Origin of the sequence: Thiosulfatihalobacter marinus (assembly GCF_016019955.1) — a bacterium.
Lineage (GTDB): Bacteria > Pseudomonadota > Alphaproteobacteria > Rhodobacterales > Rhodobacteraceae > Shimia > Shimia marinus_A.
Genome location: NZ_JAECRZ010000001.1, coordinates 215543 through 232159 on the forward strand (window position 1 = coordinate 215543; position 16617 = coordinate 232159).

15 protein-coding genes are annotated in these 16617 nt (G+C 65.7%); 2 read left to right on the forward strand and 13 right to left on the reverse strand.

The genetic code is table 11. The features are described from left to right. Window positions 1-52 precede the first annotated feature (52 nt). Window positions 53-1285, reverse strand: coding sequence for a mandelate racemase/muconate lactonizing enzyme family protein (locus I3253_RS01020; protein ID WP_197915760.1), 1233 nt, complete (start codon window positions 1283-1285; stop codon window positions 53-55). Window positions 1286-1447: 162 nt separating this feature from the next. Between I3253_RS01020 and I3253_RS01025 the strand changes: the two genes are divergently transcribed. Then, a complete protein-coding gene (locus I3253_RS01025; RefSeq protein WP_197915761.1) occupies window positions 1448-2893 on the forward strand; it encodes a M20 family peptidase in 1446 nt (481 codons plus the stop codon). Between the two features lie 39 nt (window positions 2894-2932). On the opposite strand, the gene I3253_RS01030 is transcribed toward I3253_RS01025, so the two are convergent. From I3253_RS01030 to I3253_RS01065, 8 genes are all read right to left on the reverse strand, one after another. Next, window positions 2933-4018 carry a Zn-dependent alcohol dehydrogenase gene (locus tag I3253_RS01030; protein ID WP_197915762.1) on the reverse strand — a complete coding sequence of 362 codons (1086 nt, stop codon included), beginning with the start codon at window positions 4016-4018 and terminating at the stop codon, window positions 2933-2935. Between the two features lie 87 nt (window positions 4019-4105). Beyond that, entirely contained in the window at window positions 4106-5308 is a 1203-nt protein-coding gene (locus I3253_RS01035; protein ID WP_197915763.1) for a TCR/Tet family MFS transporter, read from the reverse strand. A gap of 159 nt (window positions 5309-5467) precedes the next feature. Then, window positions 5468-6796 carry a lyase family protein gene (locus I3253_RS01040; protein WP_197915764.1) on the reverse strand — a complete coding sequence of 443 codons (1329 nt, stop codon included), beginning with the start codon at window positions 6794-6796 and terminating at the stop codon, window positions 5468-5470. Window positions 6797-6800: 4 nt separating this feature from the next. Continuing rightward, entirely contained in the window at window positions 6801-7511 is a 711-nt protein-coding gene (locus I3253_RS01045) for an alpha/beta fold hydrolase (RefSeq protein WP_197915765.1), read from the reverse strand. Continuing rightward, the gene (gene pcaD, locus I3253_RS01050; RefSeq protein ID WP_197915766.1) at window positions 7504-8292 is read right to left on the reverse strand and encodes a 3-oxoadipate enol-lactonase; all 789 of its coding nucleotides are present in this window, start codon (window positions 8290-8292) and stop codon (window positions 7504-7506) included. The genes I3253_RS01045 and pcaD overlap by 8 nt, the downstream gene beginning before the upstream one ends. 135 nt (window positions 8293-8427) lie before the next feature. Next, window positions 8428-9402 (reverse strand): threonine ammonia-lyase, encoded by a 975-nt coding sequence (locus I3253_RS01055; RefSeq protein ID WP_197915767.1) that lies wholly within the window; start codon window positions 9400-9402, stop codon window positions 8428-8430. Continuing rightward, window positions 9399-10244, reverse strand: a complete 846-nt coding sequence (locus I3253_RS01060; RefSeq protein WP_197915768.1) for an alpha/beta fold hydrolase — start codon at window positions 10242-10244, stop codon at window positions 9399-9401. The genes I3253_RS01055 and I3253_RS01060 overlap by 4 nt, the downstream gene beginning before the upstream one ends. Then, a complete protein-coding gene (locus tag I3253_RS01065; RefSeq protein ID WP_197915769.1) occupies window positions 10244-10930 on the reverse strand; it encodes a haloacid dehalogenase type II in 687 nt (228 codons plus the stop codon). The genes I3253_RS01060 and I3253_RS01065 overlap by 1 nt, the downstream gene beginning before the upstream one ends. A gap of 175 nt (window positions 10931-11105) precedes the next feature. Here I3253_RS01065 and I3253_RS01070 point away from each other — a divergent pair, with 175 nt between their 5' ends. Then, window positions 11106-11534 carry an FKBP-type peptidyl-prolyl cis-trans isomerase gene (locus tag I3253_RS01070; RefSeq protein ID WP_197915770.1) on the forward strand — a complete coding sequence of 143 codons (429 nt, stop codon included), beginning with the start codon at window positions 11106-11108 and terminating at the stop codon, window positions 11532-11534. Window positions 11535-11721: 187 nt separating this feature from the next. Here the strand turns inward: I3253_RS01070 and I3253_RS01075 are convergent, their stop codons facing one another. The 4 genes from I3253_RS01075 to I3253_RS01090 all read right to left on the reverse strand — a co-directional run bounded on the left by I3253_RS01075 (window position 11722) and on the right by I3253_RS01090 (window position 16589). Continuing rightward, a complete protein-coding gene (locus I3253_RS01075; RefSeq protein WP_197915771.1) occupies window positions 11722-12513 on the reverse strand; it encodes an enoyl-ACP reductase FabI in 792 nt (263 codons plus the stop codon). A gap of 8 nt (window positions 12514-12521) precedes the next feature. Then, the gene (gene fabB / locus I3253_RS01080; RefSeq protein WP_197915772.1) at window positions 12522-13751 is read right to left on the reverse strand and encodes a beta-ketoacyl-ACP synthase I; all 1230 of its coding nucleotides are present in this window, start codon (window positions 13749-13751) and stop codon (window positions 12522-12524) included. Between the two features lie 161 nt (window positions 13752-13912). Beyond that, window positions 13913-14431: a DUF2478 domain-containing protein gene (locus tag I3253_RS01085; RefSeq protein ID WP_197915773.1), complete on the reverse strand. Its 519-nt coding sequence runs from the start codon at window positions 14429-14431 to the stop codon at window positions 13913-13915. A gap of 19 nt (window positions 14432-14450) precedes the next feature. Continuing rightward, complete coding sequence (locus tag I3253_RS01090; protein ID WP_197915774.1) at window positions 14451-16589, reverse strand: HEAT repeat domain-containing protein; 2139 nt, start codon at window positions 16587-16589, stop codon at window positions 14451-14453. Window positions 16590-16617: the final 28 nt, after the last annotated feature.

Consider the following 16617-nt stretch of genomic DNA (forward strand, 5'->3'; position numbering starts at 1 on the left):
CGCCAGGCCTGCGCGCAATACGCCCGGACGAAAACCCGGGTGTATCCGGGCGCTATTGGGTGACGGGTGGCGCGCCGCCCTGAAAATTGTTGCCAAGCCGGTAGTCGCAGGGGGCATCCTGCATTTCCAGGTGCAGCCCGTCACCGGTATAGGGGTGGGCGCGGGCCAGGTCTTCGTCCAGCTCGATGCCAAGGCCGGGGCCGGAGGGCAGGCGGATATAGCCGTCTTCGACGCGAAAGGCGTTCTTGATCAGGGCATAGTGGAAATCGGTCTCGATGCTTTCCACCAGCAGGCAGTTGGGGATCGAGAATCCAAGCTGGAGATTGGCGGCCCATTCGACCGGTCCGGCATAGAGATGCGGCGCCATCTGGGCGTTGTGGGCCTCGGCGATGGCGGCGACTTTCTTCATTTCCCAGATTCCGCCGGCGCGCCCCAGGGCGGGTTGCAGGATGCTGGCGGCACCCTGGCGCAGCACTTCGGCAAACTCGGCCTTGGTGGTCAGCCGTTCGCCGGTGGCGACAGGGGTGGTGACGGCCTGTGCCACGCGGGCCATTTCGGCGATATTGTCGGGCGGGATCGGTTCTTCGAACCACAGCGGCGCATAGGGTTCGAGCGCGGTGCCAAGCCGGATCGCCCCGGCGGTGGAGAACTGGCCATGGGTGCCGAACAGCAGGTCGGCGCGGTCGCCCACGGCCTTGCGGATGGCGGCGCAGAAGGCGACGGATTTGGTGATGTCGTTCATGGCCGGCATGTGCCCGCCGCGCATTGTATAGGGGCCGGCGGGATCGAATTTCACCGCCGTATAGCCCTTGTCCACCATGGCGAGGGCAGATTCGGCAGCCATGTCGGGCGAGGACCAGAACCTGTTCAGATCGTGATGGGGCAGGGGGTAGAGGTAGGTATAGGCGCGCAGCCTGTCATTCATGCGCCCGCCGATCAGGGCGTGCACGGGGCGGTCGCGATCCTTGCCCAGGATGTCCCAGCAGGCGATTTCAAGCCCCGAGAAGGCGCCCATCACGGTCAGGTCGGGGCGTTGGGTGAAGCCCGAGGAATAGCAGCGGCGGAACAGGCGCTCGATATTTTCGGGGTTTTCGTCAAGGAAATACCGCGTGAACAGATCGGTGATGACATGGGTCATCGCGTCCGGTCCGATCGTCGAGGCATAACATTCGCCCCAGCCGGTGATCCCGGTATCGGTGGTGAGTTTCACCAGAATCCAGTAGCGTCCGCCCCAGCCGGGGGCCGGAGGGGCGGTGACGATGATGTCGAGATCTTGCAGGCGCATCCGGGTCTCCCTTTGGCCAGCAGGGTGGCGGTGCGGGCGAAGTGGCGCAAGCCAAAAAGCGACGGCGGCGCGTCGGAGCCGGGGGTGTAACGTCAAGTCAGCCGTGACAGCATGCACGGGACGCGGCAAGTTTGACGCCAGGGGAGAACGGGGAGACAAGAGATGCTGAAATGGAGTTTGCGCGGGCTGGGGTTCGCGGTGTTGGTGCTGATCGCGGTGATCGCGGTGCGCACCGGGCAGTACCGCCCGGCACCCGTGGCCGAAAACGAGCCGTTTGCATTTGGCGCCGATCTGGACAAGGCGGTGCGGGATCTGAGCGCGGCCGTCACCTTTCGGACGGTCTCGACCGACATGACCCGCCCGGATTTCCGCGCCTTTCTGGGCTGGATGGAAACCACATGGCCGCAGGTGTTTGCCACGATGGAACGCGTGGTGCTGGACCCGGCGACGCCGCTTTACATATGGCAGGGCCGCGATGACACGCTGCCGCCGATCCTGTTGGCAGCGCATTACGACGTGGTGCCGGTGGCGCCTGTGGCGCTGGATCAATGGGCGTATCCGCCCTATGCGGGCGTGGTGGCGGATGGCTTTGTCTGGGGGCGTGGTACGCTGGACAACAAGGGCGCGCTGGTGGCGATCATGACGGCGGCCGAACAGCTGATCGGCGAGGGGTTCACGCCGCAACGCACGATTTACCTGAGCTTTGGGGGCGACGAGGAAACCGGCGGCACCGGGGCGCAGGCCGTGGCCGACTTTCTGACGGCAAGGAGCCAACGGCTGGGCTGGGCGCTGGACGAGGGCTCTTTCGTGCTCGACAGGATCATCCCCGGGCTGGACGTGCCGGTGGCCAGCATCAACATCGCCGAAAAGGGCTATGTCACGATGACGCTGGTGGCGACGGGCGCGGGCGGGCACAGCTCGATGCCGCCGCGTGAAACGGCGGTGGGCAAGCTGGCCACGGCGGTGGCCAAGTTGCAGGCCACACCGGTGCCGGGCGGGCTGACCGGTGTTTCGGAAGAGTTCTTTGACGCGCTGGGGCGGTATTTCAGCATCGAGAAACGGGCGATTTTCGCCAATCGCTGGCTGTTTGAACCGCTGCTCGAAGGCATTCTTGCAGGCGCACCATCCACGGACGCGATGCTGCGCACGACCACGGCGCCGACCATGCTGTCAGGCTCGCCCAAGGAGAACGTTCTGGCGCAGCGGGCCACGGCAACGATCAATTTCCGCATTCATCCACGCGATTCCATTGACGATATCGTGGCCCATGTGCGCGACACGATCGACGACGACAGTATCGAAATCGAAATGAATCGCGATTTCGCCTCGCCAGCCTCGCCGGTGTCTGACAGCAGCGGGCCGGGGTACCTTGCCATCGAAGCCTCGATCCGCGCCACCTTTGGCCCGATCGCCTCTGTGCCGGGGCTGACCATTGCGGCCACGGACGCCCGACATTATGCCACGGCGGCGGACGCGGCCTATCGCATCAATCCGTTTCGGATCACGGCGGATGACCTGACCCGCTTTCATGGGGTGAACGAACGGTTGTCGGTCGAGAATCTTGAAAAGGGGATCACTTTCTACGGGTCGCTGATGTCGGGGTTGTGAGGGGCCAGGGCTGGATTCCCCAGCCCATGCCACCCTGTCCTAGCTGAACAGGATCACATTGCGCCTGGCCGATCCCGTCCTGGTATCGGCGATGGCCTCGTTGATCTGGTCCAGCGTCCAGCGCCCCGAGATCAGTTCGTCCAGTTTCAGGCGGCCCTGGTGATAAAGATCGACCATCCAGGGAATGTCGCGCTGGATCACCACATCGCCCATCTTGGAGCCGATCATGCCCTGACCGACAGCGGCCAGGATCACCGGTTCGTAGGTGGATGTTGCGCCCGAATGGGGCATCCCGACCATGATCACCCTGCCGCCCCGGCCCAGATAGCGCGGCGCGTCGTCATAGGCGGGAATGGCGCCGACCGTGACAATCACCGCATCCGCGCCGCGCCCCATGGCGCGCATGGCGGCGATCCACGGCTTGCGCCCGGTGGCCAGGATACCGTCGGTCGCGCCGAATTGTTTGGCGATGTCCAGCTTTTCCTGCGACATGTCCACGGCCACGATGCGCCGCGCCCCGGCGATGCGCGCGCCCTGAATGGCATTCAGCCCAACGCCGCCCGCACCGATCACAACCACGTCCTGTCCGGCGCGCAGTTCAGCGGCATTGACCACCGCGCCAACCCCGGTGATGACCCCGCAGGCCACCAGCGCGGCGCAATCCATGGGCATGTCATCGTTGATCTTCACCACCTGGCGGTGGCTGACCACCACCTTTTCGGCAAAGGCACCACAGGCCATGGCCTGATGCAACGGGCCACCCGCGGCGGTTCGCAGCGGATGGCTGTCGCCGTCCACCGGGGTCTCGCAGATCGTCGGCTTGCCGCCGGCGCAGGACGGGCAGGCACCGCAGGCGCGGATCAGGGTCACGATGACAGGATCGCCCGGCGCCAGCCCGCTCACGCCGGGGCCGATCGCGGTAATGTGCCCGGCGGCCTCGTGCCCATAGACGGCGGGCAGCGTGCCGCCCCAGCCGCCTTCGGCAAAGGAGATGTCGGAATGGCAGATGGCCACGGCCTTCAGCGTGACCTCGATTTCGCCCATCCCGGGCGCGGCCAGCTGGATGTCCTCGATCACCAGCGGCTGGCCGAATTCATGGCACACGGCGGCCTTGATGGTTTGCATGGCGCTCTCCCTTGTTGTTCCGGATCAGAATTGAAGCTGAGGCAGGCAAAGGCGAGTCAAAAAACACGGCCCACCGATGATGTGACCCTACGTCGGTTTGCGTGACGGCAGAAAGACGATGATCGCCAGCCCCATCAGGGCCGCCGAAAGCAGGAAGGGCGCGCCGGGCAGATAGATCGGGGCATCCGCGCCCGAGAAGGTGGCGAAAACCTGTGTCATCACCAGCGGCGCCAGGATCGTGGCCAGCGAGGTAAGCGAAGACAACAGCCCCTGCAACTCGCCCTGGCTGTCATCGGGCACCCGGCGCGACAGGATGCCCTGCAACGCGGGCAGCCCGACCGCGCCAAAGGCAAAGACCGGCACCATCGCCAGCAACAGCGTGCCCGAGGCGACAAAGCCCAGGAACACAAACGAGGCCAGTTCGATGACAAGGCCGATAATCACCGTGCGGCGGTTGCCGAATATGCGGATCGTGGGGGCGATCAGCGCGCCCTGCACAATGGCGAAACCCACCCCGTAAGCAGCAAGGGACAGGCCGATCATTCCCGGCGACCAGCCAAAACGCTGGACAGTGAAATAGGGCCAGATCACCGGATATACGGCGGTGGCCACCTGGTACAGAAAGAACACGATCAACAACTTGCCCACCGCCGGCAGCCGCCCCAGCGCGGCCAGCGATCCAAGCGGATTGGCGCGTTTCCAGGCAAAGGCGCGGCGGGTGGCGTCGGTCACGGTTTCCTTCAGCACCACCAAGCCCAACAGCGCGTTCATCCCCGCCAGCGCTGCCGCCGCCCAGAACGGCGCGCGGGTGCCGAACTCGGCCAGCACCCCGCCCAGGACCGGGCCCAGCACAAATCCGATCCCGAACCCGGCGCCGATCACACCAAAGGCGCGGGCCTTTTCCTGCGGCGTGGAAATATCGGCCATATAGGCCAGCGCCGTGGCATAGGTGGCCGCCGTCACCCCGGCGATGATACGCCCCAGAACCAAGAGCCAGATCGTCTGCGCCAACGCCATCACCACATAATCGGCGGCCATCACCGCCAGCGACACAAGCAGGACCGGGCGCCGCCCGAACCGGTCGGACAGGCTGCCAAGAAACGGGCCGCACAGGAACTGCATCACCGCGAACACCGTCGACAGGATCCCACCCCAGATCGCGGCCTGGGCAAGGTCGCCACCGGTCACGTCGCGAATCAGATCGGGCATCACCGGCAGGATCAGACCGAAGCCCATGGCGTCGATCACTGCCGTTGCAAGGATCACGAGAACGGGCAGGCGGGTGAACATGAAACCTCCGGGAGACCGCGCGAAATGAGCCACGAAACGGGGCGGGCGTCAACGCTCTTGCCACCACCTGACACGCGGAACTCACCCCCGGTCTTCATTTTGCCGGAAATACTCCGGGGGAGTCGCCGCAAGGCGACGGGGGCGGCGCCCCCTCCTTGCCTAAAGCCCGGCCACCCGCGCCGCAAAACCGCGCGCCAGCGCCGGGGCCTGCCCCATCTGCGTGCCCGGATCAAACACCGATGACAGATCCAGGCCCGGATGGGCACGATGCGCCAGCAACGCCAGCGCCTGGCCGGTTGCGCGCGCCTCCCCGCACAGTGATTTCACCGCCGCCTGCGCCTCGGGGCGGGGCATCCGCGCGGCGAGGGCAAAACTCAGCGCCTCGGCATGGATCAGGCCCAGCGGGTCGGCGCCGGCCGCCATCATGGCCACCGGATCCGGCACCAGCCCGTCACAGGCCGTCCGTGCAATGGTCAGCGCCGAAGCCGCCCCCAGGCACAGCTGCGGCAGGGCCAGCCACTCGGCAAACCACGCCGCCCCGTCCCGCTGGTGGGCGTGCATGGCGCCGTCCTGAAGCGTGGCCATCAGCCCGCCCGACTGGCGCGCCAGCGCCACAAGCGCCGAAGCCGCCACCGGATTCCGCTTCTGCGGCATGGTCGAGGAGGCCCCGGCAGGGCCGATCGAGACCTCTGCGATCCCCGATTGCGCCAGCGCCACCAGGTCGGTTCCCAGCTTGCCCAGCGCGGCAGTCACCCGCGCCAGCCAGGCGGCGATGCGCAACACCGGGCCGCGATCCGTGTGCCAGCTGCGGCCCGGATCGGCCAGGGACAGCGCGCGGGCCAGCGCGGCGCGGGTTTCGCCCGCCTTCTCGCCCAGCGCGCCCGCCGTGCCCGCGGCGCCCGACAGCGACACCCAAAGCGCGCCATCGCGCAGCGCGGGCAACTCCTCAAGCAGGTCGGTCAGCGGGTTGCCCCATTCGGCGCATTGCGCACCAAAGCTGGTGAGCGTGGCGTGCTGCCCCCAGCTGCGCCCGGCCATCGGCGTGTCTGCGTGGGCCAGGGCCTGCGTGCCAAGCGTCGCCAGGATCGCGCGCAGATCGGTTTCGCACAGGGTCAGCAACTGGCGCAGCCGCAACATCAGGCCGGTGTCGATAATATCCTGCGACGTGGCGCCCCAGTGGATATACTGGCTGTGCCCTGGGGCCTCCATCGCCTTGGCAAACGCGGCCACCAGCCCCGGCACGCTGACGCCGTTCTGCCCTGTCGCCCCGGCCAGCCCGGCCGGATCGATCTGCACCTCCATCGCACTGCGCTGTATGAAAAAGGCGCTGTCCTGCGGGATGATGCCCTGCTCGCCCTGCACCTTGGCGAGCATTCCCTCGACCAGCAGCATGGCGCGCAGTTCGGCGCTGTCGGTGAACAGGCGCCCGGCCTCGCCAGTGGGAAAGAGCCGCGCGAATATCGGGCTGTCGAAGACGGATCCGGCCATTGTGTCAGTCCTTGAGGATATGGTCGATCAGACGGGCCAGCCCCTGTGGGTCGGCAAAGAAGGGCGAGTGGCCCGTGGCGATTTCATGCACGTCTTCGGGCGGCCAGTCAGCGGTCATCGTGACCTGAAATTCGGGCGGGATGGTGCGGTCATCCATGCAGCGGATATAGGTCTTCGGCGTGCCCGCCTGACCGGCGCCCAGCCGGATCGGGGTTTCCTGGGGCGCGATGGCCTGGGGGCAGAGCCGCATATTGGCGAATTCGGCGGTGCCGGGGGGGCAATCGTGATAAAACACCGCCTGGGTTTGCAGCGGATCGATGGTAAAGCTTTGCCCGTCAGGCGCGCGCAGCACGGCGTGCATCAGCGGCTGGTAGGGCGCCGTGCGGCGCATGTTGGCCAGCGAATACCCGTCCCACGGCGCATAGGCGCAAAGATAGATCAGCCGCGCGATGCGCCCCGGCGCCAGATCGGCGGCGCGGGTGGCGGGAAAGCCGCCCCAGCTATGGGCCAGGACCACGGTGTTTTCGCGCAGCCCGTCCACCACCGCCTGTGCGCAGCTGTCCAGCGTGACCGCGCCGACCGGGGTGGGATCGGCGCCGTGGCCGGGCATGTCGATGCTGCGCGCGGAGTGGCCCAGCGCCTCCAGTGCCGGTTCCAGATCACGCCAGCACCAGGCGCCGTGACAGGATCCATGCACCAGCAGGATGTCAGACATGGCCGGTTTCCCGAAGGAATCCGGTCAGCAGCGCGGCATAGGTTTCGGGGACTTCGACACAGGGCAGATGCCCGGCGCGCCGGATCAGTTCAAAGCGCGATCCGGGGATCAGACCAACGGTTTCGCGCACCAGATCGGGCGGTGTGCCGCCGTCTTCGGACCCGGCGATGCCCAGCGTGGGCAGGCGCAGCCCTGCGGTGGGCGTATAGAAATCCGTACCCTGGATCGCCGCCGAACAGCCGGTGAAGCCCTCAAGCGGCGTGCGTTCGAACATGTTGCGCCAAAGCGCCAGTTCCGGGCGCGACAGGAACGGCTTGGAGAACCAGCGTTCCATGGTCCCGTCCGCCAGGGCGGCCACGCCGTTTTCGCGCGCCATGGCGATCCGCTGGTCCCAGATCTCGCGCGTGCCGATCTTGGCGCCGGTATTGGACAGCACCAGCGCACGCACCAGATCCAGCCGTTTCGCGGCCAGCCCCTGTGCGATCATGCCGCCAACCGAAAGCCCAACCACCAGCGCCTCGCGCACGTCGAGCATATCCAGCAATTGTTCGGCGTCGCGCACCAGCGTACCCATGGCATAGGGCGCGGGTGGACAATCCGACAGGCCGTGACCGCGCTTGTCATAGCGGATGAGGCGCAGGCCGTCGGGCAGGTGCGGCAGGATCGGATCCCAGAGCCGCAGATCGGTGCCCAGCGAATTGATGAACAGGACCGGCGCGCCCGCAGGGTCGCCGTCGATGCGGTAATGCAGGCGGGTGCCGTCAAGATCGGCGATTTGCATGGTCATTCTCCCGGTTTCAAATGCGCCCGGAACGGGCTGTGACGTTTGGCTTGTCGGTCATCGGGCGGTGCGGCCCGGTATGCCATTGTGGTTTCCGATGGTGAAGGGGCGCGATGTCGGGGCGTGGCGGCATGTCTAATCGTATCGTGTGACGGCCGCGGCAAACACATCCGCATCCACATTGCCACCGGTACAAACCGCCACGACCGCCTCGCCCTGAATGTCTTGCCCGTGAAACAGCGCCGCCGCCAGCGCCACGGCGCCGCCGGGTTCCACCACGATCTTGAGCCGTTTGAAGGCCAGCGCCATGGCGCGCAGCGCCTGTTCCTCGGTCACGACAAGGCCGGGGCCGCAGAGCCGCGCCATGATCGGAAAGGTGATCTCGCCCGGCGCCGGCGTGATGATGGCGTCGCACAGGCTGCCGGACTGGCGGGAATTGGTTTGGATTCGCCCCGAGATCAGCGAACGGGCGGTATCGTCAAACCCTTCCGGTTCGCAGGGGCGCGCGCGCAGTCCCGGCGCCTCGGCCTCCAGCGCCAGCGCGATCCCCGAGGTCAGCCCGCCGCCGCCGCAACAGACCAGCACATCGCCCGCCTCAACCCCTTCGGCATGCGCCTGTGCGGCGATTTCCAAACCGGTGGTGCCCTGGCCCGCGATCACCTGGGGTTCGTCATAGGGACGGATCAGGGTAAGATCGCGTCCGGCGGCGATTGCATTGCCCACGTCCTCGCGGCTTTCGCCGCCGGCGCGGTCGTACAGCACCACCTCGGCCCCAAGCGCGCGGGTGTTTTCGATCTTGAGCCGGGGCGCGTCGGTGGGCATGACGATCACCGACGGGATGCCGTGCCGGGCGGCGGCAAGGGCCACGCCCTGCGCATGATTGCCCGAGGAATAGGCGATGACGCCGCGTTTGCGGGTTTCGGGATCAAGCGCGGAGACCGCCGACCAGCCGCCGCGAAACTTGAACGAGCCGGTATGTTGCAGGCATTCCGGCTTGACCAGCACGCGTCGTCCGGCGATGTCGTCAAGAAACGGCGAGGTGAGAAGCGGCGTACGCCGGGCGTGGCCGTTGAGCCGCTTGGCGGCGGCGCGGATCATATCGATATTCATGAAGTTTCCTGTTGGCGCAGCGCGTCGATCCAGCGGCTCAAGACCGACACGCTCTCTGGTTCGTCAAGAAAAGGTACATGGCCGCGATCCGCGACCTGTGCAGCGATCATCGGCAGGCGACTTTGCATTTCCGCAAAGGTTTCGGGGCTGAGAATGTCAGAGTTGACCCCGCGCAACCCGGCCACCGGAAGACCCGCCAGCGCGTCGAACAGCGGCCAGAGGTCGGGCGGATCGGCCTTGGGGTCAAAGGCGGCCAGGGTGGCGTCGCGCAGTTTCGGATCGTAATTGATGCGCAGGCCCCCGGGTGTTTCGATGAAGTGCCGTTCCACTTCTTCACGCCAGCGCGATGCGGGTACATTTGCAAAGCCGGCCATGCGGCTGCCGAACACGGCGGCGGCCTGGTCATGGGTTTTCCAGACCGGATCGCGGCCCAGGAAATCCAGCACCACCGCCAATCCGTCGGGATCGATCACCGGGCCGACATCGTTGAAACAGACCCCCGTCAGCCGGTCGCGCGCCATGGCCGCAAGCGTCAGCGCGATCAGCCCGCCGCGCGACGTGCCGAGAATGCCCGCCGAGGGCAGATCGAGGTGATCGAGCAATTCCAGCGCATCCTGGGCCTCGCGCGGGATAGTGTAGGTGGTAAAATCTTCGGCCCAGTCGGACTTGCCGCGCCCGCGATAATCCATGCGGATCACGCGCGCGCCGGCAAGCGCCGGAATGGCATAGTCGAAATCGGTACTGTTTCGGGTCAGGCCGGAGAGACAAAGCACGACCGGACCGGCGCCGCCGGTGTCGTCATAGTAGAGCGAGAGGCCATCGGAACTGGTGAAACGAGGCATCAGCGGTGGGTCTCCTGCGGGATTCCGGTCAGATCGTTGAGCACGAGTTGCGGGGTCCAGGGCAGGCGGTCGATCGGTTCGCCGGCGCGGTTGACCCAGGCGGTGGTGAAGCCGAAACCGGTGGCACAAGCGGCATCCCAGCCGTTCGAGCTGACAAAGAGCACGTTCTCGGGCGCGCAGTTGAAACGCTTCAGGACCAGATCATAGACCGCGGCGGCGGGTTTGAAGATGCCCACGCTTTCGACCGACAGCACGTCATCCAGCAACGCGCCAATTCCGGCCGACCGGACCGCGCCATCGAGCATGTCCGGCGAGCCGTTCGAAAGGATCGCGGTATTCATGCCCTGGTCCTTGAGTTCGGCCAGCATGTGCGGCACTTCGGGGTAGGCGGAGAGTTCCCAGTAAAGCTGTAGCAGGCGTTCGCGCAGCTCCGGGTCGCGGTCCAGCCCGGCATTTTCCAGCGCCCAGTCAAGGCCATTGCGAGTGACCTCCCAGAAATCGGTATGGGCACCGGCGACGGCGCGCAGCCAGGTATATTGCAACTGCTTCAGGCGCCAGTCGGTGGCCACGCGCGGCCAATGTTCGCCAAAGGCTTCGCGGCCCGGCTCGGCGGCAGCCTCGCGCGCGGCGGCGGCAACGTCGAACAAGGTGCCGTAAGCGTCGAAGATGCAGGTGGTGATAGGCATGGGATCCTCCCTGATTTTGGGGATGGTGGCAGGAAATGCGCGCGGGGAAAAGGGGCGTTTGGCTGGGGGTGGCAGAAGCCGGGCGACCTGTTTGTGATTCGGGGCAGGGGTGACTAGGGTGCCCGCGTCAAGCCGCGCGTCATGCGCGGAGAAACGCAGAAAGTAAGGATATTTCATGACAGCCGCAAAATCGGGCGATACGGTACGCATCCACTATACGGGAACGCTGAACGACGGCTCCGTCTTCGACAGTTCACAAGGGCGCGAGCCGCTGGAATTCACGCTGGGCGCGGGGCAGGTGATTCCCGGGTTCGATGCGGCGGTGGACGGTATGGCCGTCGGCGACAGGAAAGTGGCCGAGATCCCGGCTGACGAGGCCTATGGCCCGCGCCATGACCAGGCGGTGCAGGACGTTCCGCGCGCCGACATCCCGGCCGAGATCCCGCTGGAAGTGGGGCTGCAATTGCAGATGCAGTCGCCCACGGGGCAGGTGATGCCGGTAACAGTGACGGCAATCACCGACGATGCCGTGACACTGGATGCCAATCACATGCTGGCGGGCAAGGATCTGACATTTGCCATCGAACTGGTGTCGATCGGATAAGCGACCGCAAACCCGAAAGAGGCAAAAGCCCGCTCGGCGCCGGCAGGTTTTTTCCTTTTCGACCTGCACTCGCGCGGCAGGTGTCAGCGCCGTGAGTATTTCGGGAACAATGAAAGCGGGGGTAGGGGCCGTCTTTCATTGTTCCGACAATACTCCGGGGGTTTGGGGGCAGCGCCCCCATGCCGCGCTAGAGGTTTTCGGGCTGGGGCATTCCCAGCACGTGGTAGCCGCCATCGACACGGATGATCTCGCCCGTGGTGCAGATCCCGGCATCCGAAGCCAGGTAGACGGCGGTGCCGCCGATCGCCGCCAGTGTGGCATTGGCGCGCATCGGGGCGTTGGCACCGGTATGTTTGAACGTGGCGCGCGCGCCGCCGATCACGGCGCCGGCCAGGGTTTTCATCGGGCCGGGCGAGATCGCGTTGACGCGGATGCCATCGGGGCCCAGATCGTTGGCCAGGTAGCGCGTGGCGCTTTCCAGCGCCGCCTTGGCCACACCCATGACGTTGTAATACGGGGTCACGCGATTGGAGCCCTGGTAGGTCATGGTCAGGATCGTGCCGCCGTTTTCGGCCATCATCGGGTGCGCGCGGCGGGCGACTTCGATCAGCGAGTAGCAGGAAATATCAAGCGAATTCTTGAAGTTGTCGCGGGTTGTATCGACAAACCGTCCGGTCAGCTCGTTCTTGTCGGAATAGGCGATGGCGTGCACGACGAAATCGATGGTGGGCCATCTGGCCGAAAGCTCTTCGAAGGCACGATCCAGCGAGGCGTCGTCGGTCACGTCGACATCGACAAGAAACTCGCTGCCCAGACTGGCAACCAGCGGAGTGACACGTTTGCCGAAGGCCTCGCCCTGATAGGTAAATGCCAGTTCGGCCCCGGCTTCGTGCATGGCTTTGGCGATGCCCCAGGCGATGGAGCGTTCATTGGCGACGCCCATGATCAGGCCGCGCTTGCCCTTGAGAATATCCGACATCGTTTTCGTTATCCCTTGAATTTCGACAGCAGCATGGACCCGTTGGTTCCGCCAAATCCGAAGCTGTTCGTCATCACCGTATCGAGGCCGGCGTTTTCGATTGTTTTTGTGGCAATTTCGTCCGGGTTGATTGCCGGATCAAGCGTGTCGACATTGATCGACGGCGTAATGAAATCATTCTTGAGCATCAGCAGGCAGAAAATCGCCTCCAATGCCCCGGCCGCGCCCTGGGCATGGCCGGTCATCGACTTGGTCGAGGAGATCGGCGGCTGGGCTTGTCCGGCAAAGACGCGGCGCACGGCCTCGACTTCGCCCACATCGCCCACCGGGGTCGATGTGCCGTGGGCGTTGATGTAATCCACCTTGCGCCCCTGGGGCAGGGTTTGCAGGGCCAGGCGCATGGCGCGTTCGCCGCCTTCACCGGAGGGGGCCACCATGTCATGGCCGTCCGAGGTGGCGGCAATTCCGGTGACTTCGGCATAGATCTGCGCGCCGCGCGCAAGAGCGTGGTCCAGGTCTTCCAGCACCACAATACCGCCGCCGCCCGAGATCACGAAGCCGTCGCGATCCGCGTCAAAGGCGCGGGATGCCCTTTCGGGCGTGTCATTGTATTTCGAGGACATGGCGCCCATCGCGTCAAACAGGCAGGACAGCGTCCAGTCCAGTTCCTCGCCCCCGCCGGCAAACATCACGTCCTGTTTGCCCATCATGATCTGTTCGGCGGCGTTGCCGATGCAATGCAGCGACGTGGAACAGGCCGAGGTGATGGAATAGTTGATGCCTTTGATCCTGAACGCGGTCGCCAGGTTGGCCGAGATCGTCGAGGACATGCATTTGGGAACGGCGAAAGGGCCGATGCGTTTGGTCGCGCCGGATTTCAGCACGGTCTGGTGGGCGGCGAGCATGGCCGAGGTGGACGGCCCGCCGGACCCCGCGACAAGGCCGGTGCGTTCGTTGACCACGTGATCCTCGGTCAGCCCGGCATCGGCGATGGCCTGACCCATGGCAATATGGGCATAGGCGGCGCCCGGCCCCATGAACCGCAGGGTGCGTTTGTCGACGAACTCTTTCACGTCGATCTTCAGGGCGCCCGCGATGCGGCTGCGAAAGCCGTGCATTTCCATTTCGGGGCTGGCCACGATGCCGGAGGTGCCCGCCTTGAGCGAAGCGGTGACTTCTTCGGCGTTGTTTCCGATGGACGAGACGATGCCCAGTCCGGTGACGACGACGCGACGCATACGTGCACTCCCTTGTTTGCTTAAGCCTTACTAGGCGTTGCGCGGGAGCGGTGCAAGGTGGGTTGGAAGGGCAGGATGCGTTTCACGCAAGATCAGACCGGCGCCCGGCCGCGCGGGCAATGCGGGCCTTTGCGCGGCCATTCAAAAGTGGATTGCGCCGCTCAGGCCGCATCGCTTTGCGTTGCCGGATCGCGCAGCCAGGCCGCTATGTCATGTGTGGTTGGTGCGACACAGGTTGCCAGCCCCTGGGTATATTCGAGAAACGCTTCGAGGTTCCGCGCGCTTACGCCCAGGATGACCGGAACGCCCCCGGCGACCGCTTCGGCGATCAATCCCCGAAAACCGCGCCCTTCGGCCTCGTGCTTGCCGAATTTGTTGACGATCAGGACATCCGCGGCCCTGGCGAGCTGGTGCTGGGAGGCCGCTACGGCCTGTTCCAGCGCCGACGGGTTCAGGCGGCAGCCGCGCGCGCCGGGGCCAAGCGACTGGGAAATCCGGATCGTGGGTCCGTCGGGCAGAATCTTGAGATCCATGTCGCAACGGTGGTCCTTGCCGGTTCGGAGATTGGTCTGGACGACACCGCAGGTGCGCCAGCCGGAGGCGTCCAGATCCCTGGCCACCCGGGCCAGAAGGCCGTCGTCGCGAGCAGGTCCGGCTGAGGTTACATAGGCGATTTTCATACGGTCCCGTCCCTTCTGTCTATCCGGCCTGCGCCCGGGCGAATGCCTCCAGCAAGACAAGGGCATTGCGCGCCGGCATGGCGGATGTCAGCACCCGCGCGGCATGTTCCCCGGCAATCGGGGAACGCGAAAGCAGCTCCGACAGGGTTGCGATGTGGTCGGATTGCAGCAACCTGTCGACGGCGGCGATGACCGTGGGTCCGTCGGGTGCCTTCAGCACATTGCCAAGGGCGGATTCGCGCACGGCAGAGGCTTGATCGGTGACATGATCCAGCGCCGCGCCCGGGGGCAGCATGGCCACGGCGGCGGCCCTGATCAGGGCGTCTTCATCCACCAGGGCCCGGGCCTGGATATCCGCGGTGGCGCCATGTGCGCACAGGATGCGAAACGCGGCGAAGCGAATGACCGGATCGGTCTCCTCCAGCGCGGACAGGGCCGCGGTGCGGGCTTGCGGGCCTGCGCGCCCGTCCTCGGCCAGGCGGGCCAGCTGTTCCCATGCGGTGGTGCGCAGGCCGTTATCCGTATCGTCGAGCCGGGAGAGAATGGCCGTTTCGAGCCGTGCATCCGGCAGGTCGGCGGCAATCGTCATGGCCACGCGCGACAGATCGTCGGCTACCGTTTCCGGGCCTTCGACGGCGCGGCGTTTGCGCTTTTTTCCGCTTTGCCCGTCCGGGGCGGCCTTGTCCTGAGCCGGGGAAACAGGCGGGTCCGCCGACAATTCGGACTGGATGGAGGCGACTGTCGAGGAAGCGGTGTCCGCCGCTTCGGCGGTATCGGGGACGATGTCGCCATCGGCGGTGATCCGAACCCGATTGGCGCGCGCGCGATCCTCTTCGTCTCTGGGCGCCGTCAGATCCGCCGCCTCTTCGGGCGGGCGTTTCTGGAGCCGGTCCCGGGGCGGCAGAACCGAGCCGGCAATGGCCTGGGCAAGGATTCCGATTGCTTCGCCATCGCCGTCGTCGGCCATGCTCCTGAGACCGTGCAGGGCCGCGACGCGGACCTGTTGGGCGGCGCTGGACAGCAAGGCCGTCAGGTGCGTCAATCTGTTCGGGACGTGGCGATGCGCCAGCGCCCGAACGGCGGCGACACGCAGGTCCAGCGGGCGGTGCGGGTTCGCGGCCAACTCGATCAGGGGCGTTTCGCAACGATCCGGAGCAAGCATTGGCAGAAGTGCGGCCGCAGCCCCCGCAAGATCTGTATTGGCGGATTGCAGCCATGCCAGGGCGTTGTCGACAAGGGGAGCGTGCAGGTTGGCGGGGACCGGCAGGTCAAGACAGGCCAGGGCGGTGGCTTGCACCTGCGGGCTGTTATCTGCCAGGGCCTGATGGACGAGGGACGGGTGATCCCCGGCCAGGCGCATGAGAGCCGCGGATCGAATGGCCGGATCGGTGTCCTGGAACAGGGCGGACAAGCGCGTGTCCGTGTCGGGCAATACAGACATGCCCAGGAGCCTGATCTGCGTGTCGGCAGAGCTCACGATGACATCCGCATATTCCAGGATTGCATCGGGCGCGACCCGAACAAGCGCCTGCGCCGCGCGTTTGCGCGACAGGGCGTCGCCCACTTCGATCTGGGCGAGCAACCACGGCACGCCGTCGCTGCCCATGTCCGCGAGCGCGGCGAATACCTGGGTATCCAGATTTTGCCCGAATTCATCGGCCATGGCCGCGAACATGTCATCGATCGCTTCGGTTGCGCCCATCTTGCCAAGCGCCTGGATGCAGGCTGTCTGAATGTCCAGCCAGTCTTCCCAATCGCCCAGCTGGTCTTCCCAATGAACGCGGCCCTCGCAACGCGATTGCATCAGGTCGCGCAGCAACCGGGCAGAGGTGTCGTCCTTGAGGTTTGCCAATGTATGGATCGCGGCCAGTTTCACTTCGCGGACCGGATCCCCTTCCAGCGAGGCCCGCAGATCGGGCGCATCGCCGGGCAGGGCGTGCGCCGCGAGTGCTTCCATCGCGTCGCTGCGGACATCCGGGTCTTCATCCAGAATGGCCTTGAGCAACGCCTCCCGTATCCCGGTGCCTTGCGCATCCTGCGCGGCAAGCGCGCGAATGGCGGCGCAGCGCAGAACGTCATTGTCATGGCTGCAAAAGGGCAGGATCGCGGATACGGCGTCGATCTTCTGGGTTGCGGGGTGGGGAATGTCGGCGATCATGGGAGCCCTCTCTTGAGCAAAAGGAGCC